This is a genomic window from Endozoicomonas sp. SESOKO4 (genome assembly GCF_024606275.1).
The window spans coordinates 1-20,107 of record NZ_JAHHPS010000561.1 but is presented as its reverse complement, the minus strand read 5'-3'; the positions used below and the strand labels follow the sequence as shown (position 1 = coordinate 20,107).

The window sequence follows — 20,107 nt, the reverse complement described above, 5'->3', positions numbered from 1 at the left end:
CAGTGACTGCTCTTTAAACCGCAGCCACTGGAATACTCATGGCCTTCAGGCCAGAGCTTTTTCTACCCCATCAAACTCATCCACGATTTCCGCTTCAGGCTCGCAAGACATCAGGCTGACAACAACAATGGCAATGAGAGCAAACAAAATGCCTGGCACAATTTCGTAGAGGTCGAAGATACCCCCGGACACTTGTTTCCACAAAACAACAGTGACACCACCAACAATAATCCCCGCAAGAGCACCGTTGCGATTCATACGTTTCCAGTAGAGACTCATGATCAGTGCGGGGCCGAATGCGGCACCAAATCCAGCCCAGGCATATGAGACCAGACCCAGAACGGAGCTGTCAGGCGACATAGCCAGAACAAGGGCGACCAGAGCGATGAGGACTACCGCCAAACGACCAACCATCAAAACCTCTTTCTGCTCAGCATTCTTGCGAATCACTGCCTTGTAAAAGTCTTCTGCCAGTGCAGAAGAAGACACCAATAGCTGAGAGTCAGCGGTACTCATGATCGCAGCCAGAATAGCAGCGAGCAGAATGCCGGCGACGACCGGATGGAACAGTGCGTTGACCAATACCATGAAGATCGTTTCACCATCACCCAGAGACTGATTTGTTTCATTGATATAGAGCAAACCGATCAGCCCCACCAAAATGGCACCTAGCATGGAGATAGCACTCCAGCTCACTGCTATACGACGGGCTGTAGGTACATCCTGTTCCGAACGGATTCCGGCAAAACGCGCCAGGATATGAGGCTGACCAAAGTAACCCAACCCCCAGGCGACCAGAGAAATAATGGCCATCCACCCGAGAGCATTGCCGTCAGACGTGGTAAATGGATTCAACAGTTCGGAGTTATGAACACGCAGCTGCTCAAACACTGACGCATCGGAGCTTCCGGTTTGCAATGCAATAACCGGTACGATCACCATAGCCGCGGCCATCAAAAGGCCCTGAACCAGATCTGTCCAGGAAACAGCCAGGAAGCCACCGAACAAGGTATAAGAAATCACACAGAGCGTTCCGATGATGACCGCCCAGCTATAATCAAGGCCGAATACTGTTTCGAACAACTTGCCACCGGCAACCAGACCGGAGCTTGTGTAGAACAGGAAGAACAGCAGGATAAAGAGCGCCGATACTACCTGCAGCACCTTTGAAGTATCACGGAAGCGATTGGTAAAGAATTCCGGCAGGGTGAGGGCATTTCCGGAAGCTGCGCTGTAGACACGCAGACGACGGGCCATCAGTAACCAGTTCAACCAGGTACCCACCAGCAGGCCACCGGCCAACCAGAAGGCTTCAACGCCTGATGCAAAGGCATAACCCGGCAAACCCAGCAGAAGCCAGCCACTCATATCAGAAGCGCCTGCACTCAGGGCAGCAGGCCAGGGTCCCAAACTGCGTCCACCCAGAAAGTAATCTTCAGAGTCTGAAGTCCGCTTCCAGGCCCAGAGGCCTATCATCAGCATCATGCCCAGATACACGACAAACGTCATAATTGTCGCAAAGGTATTTATAATCATTATTTTTCTCCATACTGCATAACTTGTCCTGAGTACTGTCAGACAGAAATTTGATCCGCTCCCAACAGAGACACAGGCAAGATTTTGTTTTCAGAGCATCTGAAAAAGAGTAAAGGCTACAACCCTGCCCCTAAAGCCATAAAGGGCAGGCAAAGACGATCAGTGACCAGCCCCCAGAGACAACAGCGTGGCGTTACCACCGACTGCCGTTGTATTGATAGTGCGGGTACGTTCAGTAGCAAAGCGATACAGATAGTGAGGTCCACCGGCTTTTGGGCCTGTGCCGGAGAGTCCCTGCCCACCAAATGGCTGAACACCAACTACTGCACCAATCTGATTACGGTTTATGTAAGCGTTACCTACCTTGAGGCTCTGCTCAATGTAAGACGAAGTCGCTTCGTTGCGGCTGTGTACCCCCAGAGTCAAACCGTAACCTGTGCCGTTAATTTCCTGAATCACTTTATCCAGTTCAGAAGCCTTATAGCGGACCACGTGAAGAATCGGACCAAACTGTTCCTTTTCCAGTTGGCTGATGCTCTCAATTTCAAAGGCAACCGGCGCAATAAAGTAACCTTGATTGCACTCAGCGCCCAGATCCACTTCAGCAATCAACCGTGCTTCCTGCTTCATGCGATCGACATGAGCCTGCAGTCCTGTGTGGGCAACTTCGCTGATGACAGGACCAAGGTCTGTTTCGTGCAGAGCTGGATTACCCACCTTCAGTTCTGCCATCGCACCGACCAGCAAGTCCTCAATACGTTCAGCAATATCATCCTGAACGTAGAGAACCCGCAGAGCAGAACAACGCTGCCCGGCACTGGCGAAAGCTGACTGAACAACGTCATTAACGACCTGCTCCGGCAGAGCAGTGGAGTCTACGATCATGGCATTCTGACCACCGGTCTCAGCGATCAGTGGAATGATAGCGCCCTCACGCGCAGCCAGAGTCTGGTTTATGAGTCTCGCTGTCTGGGTTGAACCGGTGAAAGCGACACCAGCAATTCGGGGATCGGTGGTCAACTGATGACCAATATCCTTACCTTCACCCGGAACCAATTGAATCACATCGGCAGGCACGCCGGCTTCCAGCATCATCTCAACAGCACGTGCCGCAATGAGAGTAGTTTGCTCGGCGGGCTTAGCCACAACGGTGTTACCAGAGGCCAGAGCCGCGACAACCTGCCCCAGGAAAATAGCCAGAGGGAAGTTCCAGGGACTGATGCAAAGGAATACACCACGACCGGTCAGATAAAGCTCATTAGATTCGCCGGTAGGCCCGGGCATAACCTGAGGTGCAGAGAATTTCTCACGAGCCTGGTTGGCATAATAACGACAGAAGTCAACCGCCTCTCGCACTTCATCGAGACTGTCGTGAATCGTCTTGCCGGCTTCTTTGTGACAGAGTGCCACCAGCTCTTCAAGATTGGCTTCCAACAGACCTGCCAGCTTTTCAAGGCTCTGGGCACGAGTTTCTACTGGCGTCTGATTCCAGCTGTCAAACGCCTTGTGAGCCACTGAAATAGCCTGATCCACTTCTTTTTCTCCGGCGTAATACAGACGACCAGCCAGCTCACTGAGCTGATAAGGACACTGCACATCTACCGCTATTCCAGTTTCAACCTGTTGACCGGAAATCACAGGGCCTTTCTGCCATGTTTGGCTCATAAACTTCTGAACCGATTTCGAAAAAGGCTGCCATTGGGACTCAATATCGATATTTACACCTATGGAATTGACTCTGTCCCCTCCAAAAATATCTGAAGGTAAGGGAATTCGGTCATTGGCCAGAGAGCTGTGTTTCTCAAGCACACTGACAGGATGATGCACCAGATCCACCGCAGGCGTCCTGGCATCCACCAGACGATGAACAAAGGATGAGTTAGCTCCATTTTCCAGTAGTCGGCGCACGAGGTAGGGCAGCAAATCTTTGTGACTACCCACGGGTGCATAAATGCGAACGTCTGATTTTTCCTGATCCAGCACTGTGTTATAGAGGGCATCGCCCATTCCGTGCAGACGCTGGAATTCATATTGTTTGTGTTCAGCCATGCTCAGAATGCTGGCGACAGTATGAGCATTGTGGGTAGCAAACTGGGGATAAATAGTCCCTTTAACAGGCTCACTCAGCAGAAAACGTGCACACACCAAATAAGCGACGTCTGTTGCTTCTTTGCGAGTATAAACCGGGTAGCCGGAATATCCTGACTGCTGACACAGTTTGATTTCACTGTCCCAGTAGGCGCCTTTTACCAAACGCACAGGAATTTCATCACCCTGCTCTTTTGCCAGAGCAGCCAACCAGGCAAGAACGGGGAGTGCTCTCTTACCGTAGGCCTGAACAACCAATCCAAAACCACCCCACCCCCGGCATTCAGGATGACGGTAGAGCTTCTCGAACAGTTTCAGTGACAGCTCAAGGCGATCTTGCTCTTCGGCATCAATGGTGATTCCCACATTCAGACTTCTGGCACTTCGAATCAGTCCCAGCACACTGCCAAACAGTTCTTTAAGAACACGGGCTTCATTGGCCACTTCATAACGGGGATGCAAGGCAGACAGTTTGATAGAAACGGTGGGACGAAGGCCTTTATCACCGATACTCTGTTCCAGGCCAACGGACTCGACAGCCGCCATATAGGAAGCCAGATATTTCTGTGCATCTTTTTCGGTCAGTGCCGCTTCACCCAGCATATCAAAAGAATAGGTGTAGCCTTTCTCTCTTGGCTTTCGACCATTCTTAAGCGCTTCTGAAATCGTGCGACCCAGTACAAAATGCTCACCCATAATTTTCATCGCCTGATTCACAGCCTGACGAATCACGGGCTCACCCATTTTTTTAACCAATCGACCAATCACGCTAGCCGGGCGGCCGTCTTCAGACTTGCCCAATGTCACCACCTTACCGGTCAACATCAGCCCCCAGGTGGAAGCATTCACCAATAGTGAGTCACTTTGTTTGAGATGTTTTTCCCATTCAGCGACACTGAGCTTGTCGCGAATCAGGGCATCCGCAGTTTCCGAGTCAGGAATTCTCATCAGGGCTTCTGCGAGGCACATCAGCAGAATACCTTCACGGGTATCCAGACTGTATTGCAACAGCATGGAGTCAATCATATGAGTGGAATCTTCCCGGGCTCGAACCTGTTCGACCAGGTCGGTGGCTCGTCGGGTCACTGCAGCGAGCTGCTGCGGATCAGGCCTGGCCAAACCGGTCAGCTGTGCCAGCAAGGCTGACTCATCCACGCTGTATTGTGGAGAAATAGCCTCCCAAAGTTTGGCTGGACTCTGCTGGATGAATTCAGGCTTAAATACGGCACTAGCCTCGAACATGCGGTGTCTCCCCCAGTCACGGCAAACGTAATCCTATGCCGTATGATCAATCTAATCGGAAAATGCCTGTGTTTTTCATACCTATTGATGATGGCATTTCCACTAAAGGCGAATTAGCAGCCTCCAATGGCTTTTGGCCAGTGCACAATCATGCACAAAATCAAACAGAATTCCCAGATCTAAAGAACAGATTTTTCAATACTCCATATGCACTTTTTTATAGGATTTCCAGGACACATATTGCGGCTCAGCAGCTGTATCCAGCAATTCATTCACTTTACCTTTTGAGTCCGGGCAGAAGTCATCACTCCTGATTCACATCAACCACCTTGCGTTTTCGATGTCTTGTCTTATGTTCCAACAGCGCCATAACATTCTTACAGACTGTCCCACATGGTTGTTGCTGGCCATCCTTCCCGATCACGGTGGCGTCACAGATTTCTTGCCCGGAGTGGCATTCGCTTTTGTGATCCGACAGGGCGCGGGCGCTCTTGAAAGCCGCCCCACATGCCCATTGCAGGCCATCTTCCCTGACTCCTAACACGTCACATATTTTTTGTTCACCGTGGAATTTGCTTTTGTGTTGCACCAGGACGCGACCATTTTTGCAGACTGTCCCGCAGGGCCACTGCTGGCCATCCTCTCCAACTACGGTCATGTCACAGTTTTTTTGCCCGGTGTGGTATCTGCTTTTATGAACCCTTAGAGATGGATTATTCTTGAAGACAAGCCCGCATGGCCGTGGCTGGCCATCGTCCCCGACCAGAGTCTCGTCACAGGTTTGTTGCCCGCTGTGGACTACTTTTTTGTGAGATGACAGAGATAGAGCATTTTTGCAGACCATCCCGCATCTCTGCTTTTTACCGTCCTCTCTGACCACATCCACGTCACAGATTTGTTGCTCGTTGTGGTCTCTTTTTTTGTGATACGACAGGGCATTAGCATTCTCACAGCCCCTCCCGCATGGCCTCGTCTGGCCACCCTCATCGATCACGAGTACGTCACAGGTTTGTGGCCCGCTGTGGAATCTTCTTTTATGACACGACATACCTCGGGCATTCTTGCACACCGCCCCGCACTCCCACTCCCGGCCATCCTCCCCGACTAGTGTCTCGTCACAGATTTGTTGGCAGTTATCTTTGGCCTGTATTGCGCCGGACTGTGAAAGGTGAGCCTGGCTCTGACTCGATTGGGATGATTCAGCTGTGGTTTGTTGTGTTTCTGAATGGTCAAGCAATATGGAAATTCCGATTTCTTCGAAAAGACTCTGAAATATTTGATCAGTGACGTATGGGGATTGCATGGAAGAGAGATCAAACCATGTTTCGAAAGGCGGGTTTTGCAGTAAATTTGTGGTGCTTGGAGGATCACAATACACCATGCAACGAAGGCAGCACCCATAAGCCAAATGAGAGCATGAGCTTTGTCCGGATGTTGCTTCTGTCTGGATGGTCGAATTTTCTTCAGAATTCACCGGCCTTTCAGATCGTTCTCCGCTATCGGATGGTGGCCGGAATTGACAAATGCCACTGCAAGGATAGGCGAAACAATTTAAGCCTAAAGTATGCGATTTTTTTTGAGGGCCTCCGTTACCGTCGCTATAGTCAACATTCAGTGGACTGGTGAGAGAGCCTGTTTGATGAGAGGAAGCTTCTGTTTTTTCCTGAACGGATGATTCTGAAGGCTGGCCTTGTTGTTGCCTATGTTCAGAGCCAAACATCCTGATGATGGCCGCAAGTGAGCGATCCCCCTGTGTCAGCATAGATGTTACTTCCTGCTGTTCAATAGGGTTAAACAGTGTTGAATCCGGGCTCGAATAAGGGATGGCGCTTATAGGAACATTCTTGGCGATCAGGATCAATTCAAAAGCGGCCAGCAGGCAAGTGGCATATGGCCACTGCCATGAAGTCGATTCAATGATAGATATTTTTGCTCCATAACGGCCAATCCCGGATCGTTTGTTATCAAACAGCGAGCCCGGTCCTGCATAGCCGTTTGCGTCGGCCATGTCTGAAAATGTATTCAGGTGACGCTTCATAGAAAAGCTCTGGTTTGGAAAACCTGTTTTCTCTCCAAACTCAACAATAAAAGGTTCTGTCAACGTTTCGGCCTGGCAAACAGCAGACAACAAAAATACCAGCAGTGCCGCAATGAGTGAGTGTTTAATAATTCCATCCTTGCTTTCTGGTTCACAGAGAGGAAGGATAGATCAAGAAAACCTCGAGAAAGGGCGGATGTCAGATCAGGGACTGATGTCATCGATCTGGTCCAAATCAGCAGGCTTGCGTTTTCGATGTATTTTCTTGTGATCCCACAGGGATTTAGCATTCTTATAAATCATCCCGCAGGGCCGTTTTTGACCATCCTCCCCGATCACGGTCGCATCACAGACCTGCTGCCCGGTGTGCTTTCTGCTTTTGTGATTCCACAGGACATGAATATTCTTGCAAACCTTTCCGCATGGCCGCTGCTGGCCATCCTCCCCCACCACTGTTACGTCACAGGTTTTTTGCCCGTTGTGACATTGGGCTCTGTGAGCCGACAGAACTGCAGCATTGCTACAAACCTTCCCGCATGGCCGCTGTCGGCCACCTTCCCCGACCACTGTGACCTGACATTTTTTTTCCCCGGTGTGGTCTTTTAGTTTATGGTGCAACAAGGAATTAACATTCTTGCAGACCTTCCCGCATGGCCGCTGTTGTCCATCCTCCCCGACCACAGCTACGTCACAGTTTTTTTTCCCGCTGTGGACGTTTCTCTTGTGATTCCACAAGGCTACAAAATTCCTGCAGACCGCCCCACACGGCCGCTGCTGGCCATCCTCCCCGATCATGGTCACGACACAGGTTTGTTGCCTGGTGTGGGCTCTTGTTTTGTGCCCCCACAGGGCGTTACTATTCCGGCAGAGCACCCCGCACGGTCGCGGCTGGCCATCCTTTCCGATCACGGTTACATCACAGTTTTTTTGCCCACTGTGGTATCTGTTTTTGTGTGACGACAGCGATTGAAGATTCTTATAGGTCCTGCCGCATGGTCGCGGCAGGCCATCCTTTCCGATTACAGTCACATCACAGTTTTTTTGCTCAGTGTGGTATCTGTTTTTATGTGACGACAGCGATTGAGCGTGCTTATAGACCATGCCACATGGCCGCTGCTGGCCATCTTTCCCGACTATGATCACGTCACAGGTTTTTGGTCTGCTGTGGTCTCTTTGTTTGTCATCTGACAGACCTTGAGTACTCTTGCCTCCCCCCCTGCAAAGCCGCCACTGGCCATCCTCCCAGTCTTCTCCCGTCTCCCAGACGCATTGTTCGATGTTGTCTGTTGCTTGCATTGCGCCTGACTGTGAAAGATGAGGCTGGCTCTGACTCAGTTGGGATGATTCATTGTCTGTTTGTTGTGTTTCTGTATGGTTAAGCATTACGGCGATTCCGATTGCTTCGGAAAGATTCAGTAATAGTTGATCAGAATCCCAAAGTTCTTGAAGGGGGGGGGAGATCAGTCCATGACTCGAAAAGCAGTTCTTTTTGGGAATCTGCAGCGTTCTCAGGATCAAAATGGCCTATGCAACGAAGGCAGCGTCCAACAGCTGAGTGGGGACATGAGCTTTGTCCGGATTCAGCTTCTGTTTGGCTTGTCGAACTTTCCCCCGAATTCAGCGACAATTCAATAGCCTCCGTGCTAACGGGTGATGTTCGGAGTATACAAACGCCACGACAGGGATAGACAAAACAATTCAGACCCAGAGTATGCAGGTGTTTTTGAGGGCCTCTGTTGCCATCACCATAGTCAGTATTTAAGTAGCTCATGGAAAAGCCTGAGCGGTGGGTAGTTGTCTCCGGGGCTGGCTGGCTGGATGACTCTGATGACAGGTTTGGTTGTTGGTTGTGTCCCGCGCCAATCATCATAGTGATGGCCGCAAAGGAGTGCCTCCCCTCTGTCAACACAGAGGTTGCCTCTTGTTCTTCAATCGGGTTAAACAGCGGTGAATCGGAACTCAAATAGCTTTTTAAAATCCAGGCGACAACGATAACCACTTCTACAGGTAGCCATGAATAAAGGGTGATGCTCATAGGAGCATCTTTGGTGGTAAGGATCAGTTCATAGGCAACCGGTAGGTGAGTGGCATAAAGCCACTGCCACGAAATCGATTCAATGATGTTCGATTTTGCTCTGTGACTGTTAATCCTTTGTCGTTTTTTATCGGGTTTTGAATCTGATCCTGCGTAGCCGTTTTTGTCGGCAATGTCTGAAAAATTATGCAGGTCATGCATCATAGAAATGCTCTGGTTTGAAAAACCTGTTTTCTGCCCAAGTTCAACAACAAAACGTTTTGTCAACGCTTCGGTCTGGCAGACAATAGAGAACGACAGTAGCCCAAGCGATAACGCAAAGAGTGAATATTTAATAATTCTATCCCTGCCTTCCGGTCTAGAAAGAAAGGATAGATCAAGAAAATGAAAAGGCAGTTGTCAAATCAGGGACCGGGGTCATCGCTCTGGTTCAAATCAGCAGGCTTGCGTTTCCGGTGTTTTCTCTTGTGCTCCGACACAGATTCAGCATTCTTGCAAATCCTGCCGCATGGCCGTTGCTGACCATCTTCCCCAATCACGATCTCATCACAGGCTTGTTGCACGGTGTGCTCTACTCTTTTGTGACTCGAGAGAGCGCGAGCACTTATGCAGGCCTTCCCGCACGGTCGCGACTGACCATCCTCAGCGACCACAGTCATTTCACAGGTTTGTGGCTCGCTATGGTGTCTTCTTTTATGATCTGTCAGGCTTCCGGCATTTTTGCATAACTTCCCGCAGGGTCGCAGCTGGCCATCCTCCCCGACCATGGTCACTTCACAAGTTTTTTGCCCGGAATGGGCTTTGCTTTTGTGAACCGACAGAGCTAAGGCATTCTTGGAAAGTTTCCCGCACGGCCACGGCTGGCCATCCTCCCCGACTACGGTCACGTCACAGACTTTTTTCCCGGTGTGGCATCTTCTCTTGTGATTCAACAGGGCGCGGGCGTTCCTGCAGAAGGTTCCGCATGGCCGCTGCTGGCCATTTTCTCCAACCACCATCGCGTTACAGGTTTTCTGCCCGGAGTGGTATCCGCTTTTGTGCTGTGACAAAGCCTGAGCACTCTGACAGACCCACCCACATGGCCGCTTCCGGCCACCCTCTCCGACCAGGGTGACACCACAAACTCGTTGTCCGCTATGGGTTCTTCTTCTGTGACTTACCAGAGCAATAGTATTCTTGCAGACCTTCCCGCATGGCAGCAGCTGGCCATTCTCTGCGACTACTTTTACTTCACAGGTTTGTTGCCCGCTGTGTGCGATTCTCTTGTGATTCAACAAGGCTTGAACATTCTTGCAGACAGTCCCGCATGGCTGCTGTTGACTATCCTCCCTGACTATGGTCACGCCACAGGTTTGCTGCCCGCTGTGGATTTTGCCTTTGTGATCTGACAGGGCTTTAATACTTCTGCAGACTTTCCCACATGATTGCTGCTGACCATCCTTCCCAACCACAGTCATGTCACAGGTTTTTTGTGCGATGTAGTCTCTTTGATTCGTCAGAGCTTGTTGGTGATGGGCGGCCCCTCCGGAAGGAAGGCAACCCGAAAATGGAGTCTCCGTTGGGTCTGTGAGATTGGGAGCCGTACAGGAAATCCCGTTTTCTTCCGGAAGACAATGATTGCTCAGACTGAGTAACCCATCGATTATAACCCAGTCATCAGCGTTGGCAGACAACTTCCCGGGCACTTGTACATCATCATTAAATCTCCCTTCAAGGGCATTGGCACAGGCGGGCTCCGCACTCATTGAGTGTGTAGCATTTCCAAAATCAAAATGGTTTATGGAGCTAAGGCAGTGTTCATTCACCGAATGAGAACGTGAGCTTTGTCTGGATGTTGCTCCTGATGGTCGCAATTGACAGACGCCATAACAGGGATGGATGAAACAATTTAAACCTAAAGTGTGTGAGTATTGTTCAGTGTCTCCGTTACCACTGCCGGAATCAGAATAAAGGAGGCTGGTGAAAGAGCTTGAGGAGTGGGTGGTGGCTGCCGAAGCTTGGTGGCCGGATGATTGTGATGTTGGATATTGTAATGAGCTACCTCCAGAACCATGCATCATAGTGGTGATCGCAAACGGGTAACCCCTCTTTGTCAGCATAGAGGTTACCTTTTGTGGTTCAATCGAAAAAAACAGTGGTGAATTGGGCTTCCAATAGCTTTTTAAAAGCCGGGCAACAACGGCAACCACTTCTACAGGTAGCCATGAATATAAGAGAGAGCCAAAAGGAGTATCTTTCGTAGTCGGGATAAATTCGTAACCAACCAACAGATGAGTAGCATAGAGCCATTGCCACGAACTCGACTCGATGATGGTCGTTTTTACTCCATAATTGCAAACACTGTGTCGTTTTTTATCAGCAAGAGAATCTGATCCTGCATAGCCGTTTGTGTCAGCAATGTCTGAAAAGGTGTGCGGGGCACGCTTTATAGAAAAGCTCTGGTTTGGAAAATCGCTCTTCTGTCCAAATTCAACCACAAAACGCCTTGTCAACGCTTTTGCCTGGCTGAAGATAGACAACAACAATATCAGCAACAGTGCCGCAAAGAGTGAGCGTTTAATAATTCTATCCTTGCATTTTAATTTACAGAGAGGAAGGATGGACCACCCCGTGAAAGGGCGGGCGTCTGATCAGGGACTGAGATCATCCTCCTGGTCCAGATCAGCAGGCTTGCGTTTTCGGTGTTTTCTCTTGTGCTCCGACATAGATTTAGCATTCTTACAAATCCTCCCGCATGGCCGTTGCAGACCATCTTCCCCAATCACGGTCACATCACAGGCTTGTTTATCTGTGTGTACTCTGATTTTGTGATTCGATAGAGCATGAACATTCTTGAAGACTGTCCCACATCGGCGCTGTTGGCCATTGGCCCCGATCATGGTTACATCACAGCTTCTCTGCCCACTGTGACATTTGCTTTTGTGAGCTGACAGAGATGCAGCATTTTTGCAGACTTTTCTGCATGGCCAATGCTGGCCGTCTTCCCTGACTACTGTTACGTTGCAGGTTTTTTGCCCGCTGTGATCTCTTCTTTTGTGGTACGACAGGGAATTACTGTTCTTGCAGACCCTCCCGCATTGCTGCTGTCGGCCATCTTCCCCGACCACGATCGCGCCACAGGTCTGTTGCCCCCTGTGGAATTTGCTTTTGTGATCATTGAGGGCGCAAGTACTTCTGTAGATCATCCCGCATAAGCGTGGCTGACCATCCTCCCCGACCACAGTCACGTCACAGATTTGTCGCCAGCTGTGGCATAGACTTTTGTGATCCGACAGGGCTTTAGTATGTCTGAACATCGCGCCGCATGAACGCTTCTGGCCATTTTCCCCGATTACTTTTACGTGACAGGTTTTTTGTCCTCGGTAGTCTGTGAATTGTGGTGTACCTGACTGTGAAAGTTGAGGCTGGGTCTGACACAATTGAGATAAGTCAGTGACTGTTTGTTCTGTCTCTCTAAGGTTAAGTGTCATGGGACTTCCGAATTTTTCGCAAAGACTCTGTGGTGGTTGGTCAAAGTCGCATCGAAGTGGTATACGAGAGAAATCAACCCATCTTTCGAAAAGCGGTTTATGTCGAGAGTGTTTAGCGTTTTCCGGATCAAGATCCCCCATGCAAAGCAGGCAGTATCCAAAAGCCAAATGGGGGCATGGGCTTTGTCCGGAGGTTGCTTCTGTTTGGTTTGTGAAACTTTCTTTTAAATTCAGCGACCAACCATCAACCCCACTGCTATCGGATGATTGTCGCCATTGACAAACGCCACAACAATGATCAACAAAACAATTTAAACCCAAAGTATGCAGCTGTTTTTTTGGGCATCTGTTACCGTCGCCACATTCAGTATTCAGGTGGCTGCTGCGAGAGCCTGCAGGGTGGATGTTGGCTTTTAAGGCATGTTGGCTGCATGCTTTTGATGGCTGCCCCTGCTGTGGGGTTTGTTCAGAGCCAACCATCATAGTGGTGATCGCAAACGAGTTATCCTGACTCTTGGTTTGTTGTTCAATGGCGCTAAACAGCGGTGTACAGAGGTTCCAATAGCTTGTTGAAAGCCAGACAACAGCGACAACCACCTCTAAAGACAGCCATGAGTATGGGTTGACACATATAGGGGCATTTTTGGTCGTCGGGATCAATTCGTAAGCAACCAGAAGATCAGTGACGTAAAGCCATTGCCATGATATCGATTCAATAAGGGCCGTTTTTACCCTATAACCTCCGGGCCAGAGTGGTTTTTCGTCAGGTGGCGAATCCAATACCGCATAGTCCCTTGTGTCGGCAATGTCTGAACATAGATGCTGGTCACGCTTTATAAAACAGCTCTGGTTTAAAAAACCTGCCTTCTGTCCGAACTCGACAATAAAAAGCCTTGTCAACGCTTCAGCCTGACAGGCAAAAGACGACAATATCAACAACAGCGGCAGTGCCACAAAGAGTGAGTGTTTAATAATTCTATTCTTGCTTTCTGGTATACAGACAGGAAGGATAGATCAAAGAAATGAAAGGGCGGGTGTCAAATCAAGGTTTGGGGACATCGTACTGATTCGCACCAACAGTTTTGCGTTTTCGATGTCTTCTCTTGTGGTCTGCCAGGGATTTAGCATTCTTACAGACCAGCCCGCATGGCTGCAGCTGCCCATCCACCCCAACCACGGTCACGTCACAGGTTTTTTGCCCCGTGTGCTCTCTCCTTTTGTGATTTGACAGGGCATAAATATTCTTGCAAACTCTCCCGCACTGCCGCGGCTGGCCATTCTCCCCGACCACTGTTACCCCACAGATTTTTTGCCGACCGTGAGCCCTGCTTTTGTGATCCGACAGGGCGTTAGCATTACCGAAAACCTTTCCGCATGGCCGCCGCTGGCCAGCCTCTTCGAACACGGTCACGTCACAGGTTTTTTGCCCGGTGTGGTTTCTCCTTTTGTGCGAAGACAGGTAACTGGCACCCTTGAAAACCTTCCCGCATGGCCGCTGTCTGCCATCCTTGCCGATCACGGTCACGACACAGACTTCATGCTTAGTGTCGTATTTTTTTTTGTCATTTGACAGGGCTTTTTGACAATGGGTAGCACCTTCGGAAGGGAGACAATTCAAAGCTGAGTTCCTCATTGGGCGTGTGGAATGGGTAAGCGTGATGGAAATCCCGTTTCCTTCTGGAAAACTATGACCAGCTAAACTGAGTAACCCATCGATTATAATCTGGTCATCAGCCGTGACAGACAAATCCACGGGTATTTGCACATTATCATTGGGTGCCCGGTCAGAGGCAGAGGTACAGATGAGCCCGGTACTCGTTGATTGTGTAGCGTTTGCAGGATCAAAATAGTTTATACAACTAAAGCCGTGTTCATTCGTCGTGTCTGGGTATGAGCTTTTTAGGGATCCTGATAACCGGAATTGACAAACGCCATAACACGGATGGACGAAACAATTTAAACCTAAACTGTGCAAGTATTGATGAGGGTCTCTGTTACCACCGCCATACTCAGAATACAGGAGGTGAGCGAGAGAGCCTTTAGGGTGGCTGGTAGCTGCCAAGACTTGCTGGCTGGGTAATTCTAATGGCGAGTATTGAGATGGGTTGTCACCAGAGCCATAAGTCATAATGGAAGTCGCAAACGCATACTCTCCCTTCAGCAAAGATATTGCCTTCTGTTGCTCAATCGGCTTAAACAGCACTGAATCGGGGTTCCAATAGCTTTTTAAAAGCCAACTGACAGTGATAACCACTTCAAAAGGTAACCACGAATCTGGTTTGGCGCCCAGATGAGCGTTTTTGGTGGTCAGAATCATTTCGTGATCCATCCACAGATGAGTGGCGTAAAGCGGTTGCCTCGAAATCGATTCAATAGTGATGGTTCTTATTCCGTAAATAACAGGTTTGTGTCGCTTGCTATCAGATGATAAGTCAAGTCTTACACAGCCGTTTTTGTCAGCAGTGACTGACGGGCTTTGCGACAATGTATGCCGACCACGCTTTATAGAAAAACTCTGGTTTGGAAAGACTGCATCCTGTCCAGGCCCAACAATAAAACTTCTTGTCAACGCTCCGGCCTGACAGGCGACAGACAACAACAGTAGCAACTGCAGTACTGCGAAGAGTGAGTGTTTAATAATTCTATCCTTGTATCCTGGTTTACAGATAGGAAGGATAGATCAAGAAAATAACTGTGTTTTTACGCCAAAAATCTTCTGTTAAAAACTCTCTGTTAAAAACCAAAGGCGACAACGGGAATAAACTCATCCTTTCTGATCCACATCAGCAGGCTTACGTTTTCGATGCATTCTTTTGTGGTCCAGCAGGGCTCTGGCATTATTGCAGACTTTTCCGCATCGGTACTGTCGGCCATCCTCCCCGACTATGGTCACATTACAGTTTTTTTGCCTGCTATGATCTTTGCTTTTGTGATAAGACAGGCGTTGGGCATTCTTGCATACTTTCCCGCATGGCCGCGGCTGACCATTCTCATCAACTACAGTCGCGACACAAGTTTGCTGCCCACTATGGACTTTGCTTTTGTGATCCGATAGTGCTTGAGCACTCCTACAGATTTTCCCACATGGCCATTGCTGGCCATCCTCCCCAACCACTTCCACTTCACAGGTTTTTTGCCCGGTGTGGTATCTTCTTTTGTGATCCATCAGGCTTTTGGAACTCTTGCAGATCTCCCCGCATGCTCTCTGTTGGCTATCCTCCCCGACCACTGCCACATCACAGGTTTGTTGCCCGGTGTGATATCTTTTTTTATGAGATAACAGGCATTGTGCATTCTTGCAGACAGTCCCGCACGGCCGCTGCTGACCATTTTCCCCGACCACAGTCACGCCACAGGTTTGACGCCCGCTGTGGAATCGGCTTCTGTGATCTGTCAGAGCTTTAATACTTTTGTAGACCTTGCCACATGTTCGCTGCTGACCATCCTCCCCGACAGTGATTGTATAACAGGTTTTTTTCCCACTATGATGTCTCCTTTTATGATCTAACAGGGCTTGAGCATTACTGCAGACCTTTCCGCATGGGCGCTGCTGACCACTCTCCCCAATCACGGTCGCGTCACAGTTTCTTTGCCCGGTATGAATTCTACTTTTGTGAGACGACAGAGATTGAGCGCTCTTGCAGACTGTGCCACATGGCCTCGGCTGGCCATCCTTCCCGATCACGGTAACAATACAAATTTTTTGTTCAATGCCGTATTTTTTTTTGTGATCTGACAGGGCTTGTTGCAAATGGGTAACCGCTCCTGACGAAAAACAACCCGAAGATGAAATCCCGTTACCTTCTGCAAGACTGTAGCCGCCCAGACTGAGTAACCCAACGATTATAATCTGGTCATCAGCATTGACAGACAAATTCCCGGGCATTGGTACATCATCATTGAGCGGCTCGTGAGGGTCGTCGATATAGGTCAGCGCTGCGCTCATTGAGTGCGTAGTGATTCCAGAATCAAAATAGTCTATGCAACTGAGGCTGTGTTCTTTCACCGAGAGAGGATACAAATTATGTAAGGGTGTTGCTCCTGATGGCCGGAATTGACAAACGCCATGGCAGGGGTGAACGAAACAATTTAAACCTAAAGTGTGTGAGTGTTGCTGAGGACTTCCTTTACCATGGCCAGAGTCAAAACACGGAAGATGAGCAGAAGAGCCTACAGTGTGACTGGTGGCTGTCAGGGCTTGCTGGCCGGATGATTCTGATGACGGATATTGCGGTGGGTTATCTCCGGAGCCAGTTATCATAATGGTGATCGCAAGTGGACGCCCCCCCCGTAGCGTAGAAGTTGGCTTCAGTTGTTCAATCAGGTTGAACAGCGGTGAATCCGGGTTCCAATGGCTTTTTAAAAGCCAGGCGACAGCAAAAACTGCTTCTGAAGGTAACCATAAACAAGGGGTGAGGCATACAGGGGCATCTTTGTTGGTCAGGATCAGTTCGTAAGCAACCAGAAGATGAATGGCATAAAGCCATTGCCATGAAATCGACTCAATGATTGTCGTTTTTACTCCGTAACCTCGGGGCCTTTGGCGTTTGTCATCATTCCGCGAAGTTGATCCTGCGTAGTCTGTAGTGCCAGTATTGTCTGACGACTTGCCCGCTAATGTAGGTCGGCCTGATTTTATAGAAACATTCTGTTCTGGATAAGCTGCACCCTGTTGAAGCTCGAAAATAAAATGTCTTATCAATGCTTCGGCCTGACAGGTGCCAGGAAACAACTGTAGTAACAGCAGTGCCGCAAAGAGTGAGTGTTTAATAATTCTATCCCTGCATTCTGGTTGACAGAGAAGAAGGATAGATCAAGAAAACCTCGTTAAAGGGCAGGTGTCTGATCAAGGACTGAGGAAGTCGTTCCGGTTAGAATCAACGGGCTTGGGTTTTCGATGCATTCTTTTGTGATTCAAAAGGACTTGAGTATTCTTACAGACTCTCCCGCATGGCTGTGGCTGGCCATCCAAACCAACTACGGTCATGTCACAGTTTTGCTGCCCGGTGTGGTCTCTGATTTTGTGAACTGACAGGGTTATATTATTTTTGCAGACCTTTCCGCATGGCCGCAGCTGGCCATCCTCAGTGAACACTGTTATTTTACAGCTTTTTGGCCCACTATGGCTTCTTCTTTTGTGATCACTCAGGGCTCGGGCACTCCTGTAGGCCTTACCGCATAACCGCGACTGGCCATCCTCCCCGACTTCAGTTACGTCACAGTTTTGTTGTCCGCAGTGGTAGCTGCTTTTGTGATATGACAGGCGGTGAACATTCTTGAAAGCCTTCCCGCAGGGCCTCAGCCGGCCATCCCTCCCGACTACGGTTATGTCACAGGTTCGTTGCCCGCTGTGGTATCTGTTTTTGTGAGCTGTCAGGCGATTAGCATTCATGTAGACTCTTCCGCAGGGCTGCTGCTGGCCGTACTCCCGAACACGGTCACGTCACAATTTACTTGTTCTCTGTCGTATTTTTTTTTGCGATCTGATAGAGTTTGTTGGCATTGCGTAGCCCCTCCCGAAGGGAGGCAACTCGAAGATAAGGATCCCATTGAGCCTGTGAAATCGGCAATCGTACGGAAAATCCCGTTTTCTTCTGGCAGACTATGACCACGCAGACTGAGCATCCCATCGACCAGATGATCAGGGCTAAAAGGAAAATTCCCGGGCATTTGCACATCATCATAGAGCGGACTGTCGGAGTCAGTGCTACAGGCGAGCCCTACAGTCATTGATTGTGTGGCGTTTTTAGGATCAAAATCGTCTATGCAACTAAGGCAGTGATCAGTTTTCGTGTGAGGGCAGGAATTTTGTGGGGGTGTTGCTCCTGATGGCAGGAATTGACAAACGCCATAACAGGGAAAAACGAAACAATTTAAACCCAAAGTATGCAGAAGTTTTTGAGGGCCTCCGTTGCCGCCGCCACAGTCAAAATGAAGAAGGCCAGGAAAATAGCCTATAGGTGGGCGGGTGGTTTCAGTGGCTTGCTGGCTGGATGATTCTGATGGCGGGCATTGTGATGGGTTATCTCCAGAGCCAGGCATCATAGTGGTAATCGGAAACGTATTACCCCGCAGTCTCAATATAAATTTATTCTCTTGCTGTTCAATCGGATTAAACAGTGATGAATCGGGGCTCCAATAGTTTTTTAAAAACCAACCGACAACAACAGCCACTTCTAAAGGTACCCATGAATGAGAGGGCGAGCTTAGAAGAGAGTCTTTGCTGTTCAGAGCCAGTTCGTAACCAACCAGCAGGTGGAGGGCGTAGAGCCATTGCCACAAAAGCGACTCAATCAGGGACGTTTTCATCCCGTAACTGTATGGTCTGTATCGCTTTTTATCCGATGGCGAAGTTGATCCTATGTAGCAGTTGTTGTCGTTAATCTCTGACGGGTTGCCCGTCAATGAATGCCAGTCACCTTTTACAAAAAAGACCTGTTTTGGAGAACCTTCATCCTTTTGAAGCTCGATAATAAAATGTCTTGACAGCGCTTTGGCCTGGCTGACGAGAAACAACGACAGTAGCAACAGCAGTGTCTCAAAGAGTATGTGTTTATTAATTCTATCCTTGTTTTCTGTTTGACAGTGAGGAAGGATAGATCAAGAAAAGCACGTGAAGTAGTCGGCGTCAGATCAAGGACTGAAGTGATCGCCCTGTTCCAAATCGACAGGCTTACGTTTTCGATGTCTTCTTTTGTGGTCCGTTAGGGCCTGAGCGTTCTTACAGCCCTTGCCGCATGGCTGCAGCTGGCCATCCTTCCCGACCACTGTCTCCTGACAGGTTTGTGGACCGGAATGATATCTTCTTTTGTGAACCGACAAGGCCACAACACTATCGCAGGTCATCTCGCATGGCCGCGTCTGACCATCCTGCCCGACTACGGGCACGTGACAAATTTGTTGTCCACTGTGGTATCTGGCTTTGTGATCCAACAGGTATAGAGAATTCTTGCAGACAAAGCCGCATGGTAGCCGCTGGCCATCATCCCCGACCACTGTTGTGTCGCAGATTTTCTGCCCACTGTGGATTTTTCTTTTGTGATACGTCAGGTTGCGAGCATTTCTGCAGGCGGCTCCACATGGCCGCTTTTGTCCGCCCTTCCCGACTACCATCACGTTACAGGTTTTGTGCCCGCTGTGGTATCCACTTTTGTGATCCCACAGGGCTTTGAGATTCTTACAGACCTTTCCGCATCGTCGCAGCTGGCCATCTTCACCGAACTCCATCAGATCACAGGTTTTTTGATCAGTGTGGTATTTACATTTGTGTGCCAACAGGGCTTCAACATTCTTGCAAACCATCCCACATGGCTGTTGCTGACAATCCTCTCCAAACACCATCACTTCACAGGTTTTTTGCTCACGGTGAACTCTTTTTTTATGATGTTTGAGGGTATTAGCATTCCTGCATACCGTCCCGCATGGCCGCTGTTGTCCATCCTCCCCATCCACTTCCACGTCACAGGTTCGCTCTCCGCTGTGGAATTTGCTTTTGTGATCAGTCAAGGCGCAGGCATTTCTGCAAGCCTTCCCGCATGGCTGCTGTTGACCATCCATCCCAACCACGGGTACGTCACAGGTTTGGGGCCCGCTGTGGCTTCTGCGTTTATGATCTCTCAGGGCTCTCATATTTTTGCAGACCTTCCCGCATGGTTGCTGCTGACCATCCTCCCCGACCATGGGTAAGTCACAGGTTTT

At 49.3% G+C, this 20,107-nt stretch carries 12 protein-coding genes; all 12 read right to left on the bottom strand.

The features are described from left to right. Window positions 1–45 precede the first annotated feature (45 nt). Window positions 46–1,536, bottom strand: coding sequence for a sodium/proline symporter PutP (gene putP / locus KDK16_RS10855; RefSeq protein WP_257276113.1), 1,491 nt, complete (start codon window positions 1,534–1,536; stop codon window positions 46–48). Window positions 1,537–1,695: 159 nt separating this feature from the next. Next, the gene (putA, locus tag KDK16_RS10850) at window positions 1,696–4,866 is read right to left on the bottom strand and encodes a bifunctional proline dehydrogenase/L-glutamate gamma-semialdehyde dehydrogenase PutA (RefSeq protein WP_257276112.1); all 3,171 of its coding nucleotides are present in this window, start codon (window positions 4,864–4,866) and stop codon (window positions 1,696–1,698) included. 304 nt (window positions 4,867–5,170) lie between these two features. Continuing rightward, entirely contained in the window at window positions 5,171–6,967 is a 1,797-nt protein-coding gene (locus KDK16_RS10845; protein WP_257276111.1) for a hypothetical protein, read from the bottom strand. A 141-nt stretch (window positions 6,968–7,108) separates the two neighbouring features. Further along, the gene (locus KDK16_RS10840) at window positions 7,109–8,287 is read right to left on the bottom strand and encodes a hypothetical protein (RefSeq protein WP_257276110.1); all 1,179 of its coding nucleotides are present in this window, start codon (window positions 8,285–8,287) and stop codon (window positions 7,109–7,111) included. A 43-nt stretch (window positions 8,288–8,330) separates the two neighbouring features. After that, on the bottom strand, window positions 8,331–9,206 hold the full coding sequence (locus KDK16_RS10835) for a hypothetical protein (protein WP_257276109.1): 876 nt from the start codon (window positions 9,204–9,206) through the stop codon (window positions 8,331–8,333). A gap of 137 nt (window positions 9,207–9,343) precedes the next feature. Further along, window positions 9,344–11,473, bottom strand: a complete 2,130-nt coding sequence (locus KDK16_RS10830; RefSeq protein WP_257276108.1) for a hypothetical protein — start codon at window positions 11,471–11,473, stop codon at window positions 9,344–9,346. Between the two features lie 96 nt (window positions 11,474–11,569). Beyond that, a complete protein-coding gene (locus KDK16_RS10825) occupies window positions 11,570–13,363 on the bottom strand; it encodes a hypothetical protein (RefSeq protein ID WP_257276107.1) in 1,794 nt (597 codons plus the stop codon). An 88-nt stretch (window positions 13,364–13,451) separates the two neighbouring features. Then, a complete protein-coding gene (locus KDK16_RS10820) occupies window positions 13,452–15,017 on the bottom strand; it encodes a hypothetical protein (protein ID WP_257276106.1) in 1,566 nt (521 codons plus the stop codon). A gap of 156 nt (window positions 15,018–15,173) precedes the next feature. Then, a complete protein-coding gene (locus KDK16_RS10815) occupies window positions 15,174–17,111 on the bottom strand; it encodes a hypothetical protein (protein WP_257276105.1) in 1,938 nt (645 codons plus the stop codon). Between the two features lie 144 nt (window positions 17,112–17,255). Continuing rightward, window positions 17,256–17,801, bottom strand: a complete 546-nt coding sequence (locus KDK16_RS10810; RefSeq protein WP_257276104.1) for a hypothetical protein — start codon at window positions 17,799–17,801, stop codon at window positions 17,256–17,258. Then, entirely contained in the window at window positions 17,798–18,937 is a 1,140-nt protein-coding gene (locus tag KDK16_RS10805) for a hypothetical protein (protein ID WP_257276103.1), read from the bottom strand. The genes KDK16_RS10810 and KDK16_RS10805 overlap by 4 nt, the downstream gene beginning before the upstream one ends. Window positions 18,938–19,042: 105 nt before the next feature. Next, window positions 19,043–20,107 (bottom strand): hypothetical protein (locus KDK16_RS10800; protein WP_257276102.1); only part of this gene is annotated, 1,065 nt, incomplete at its 5' end.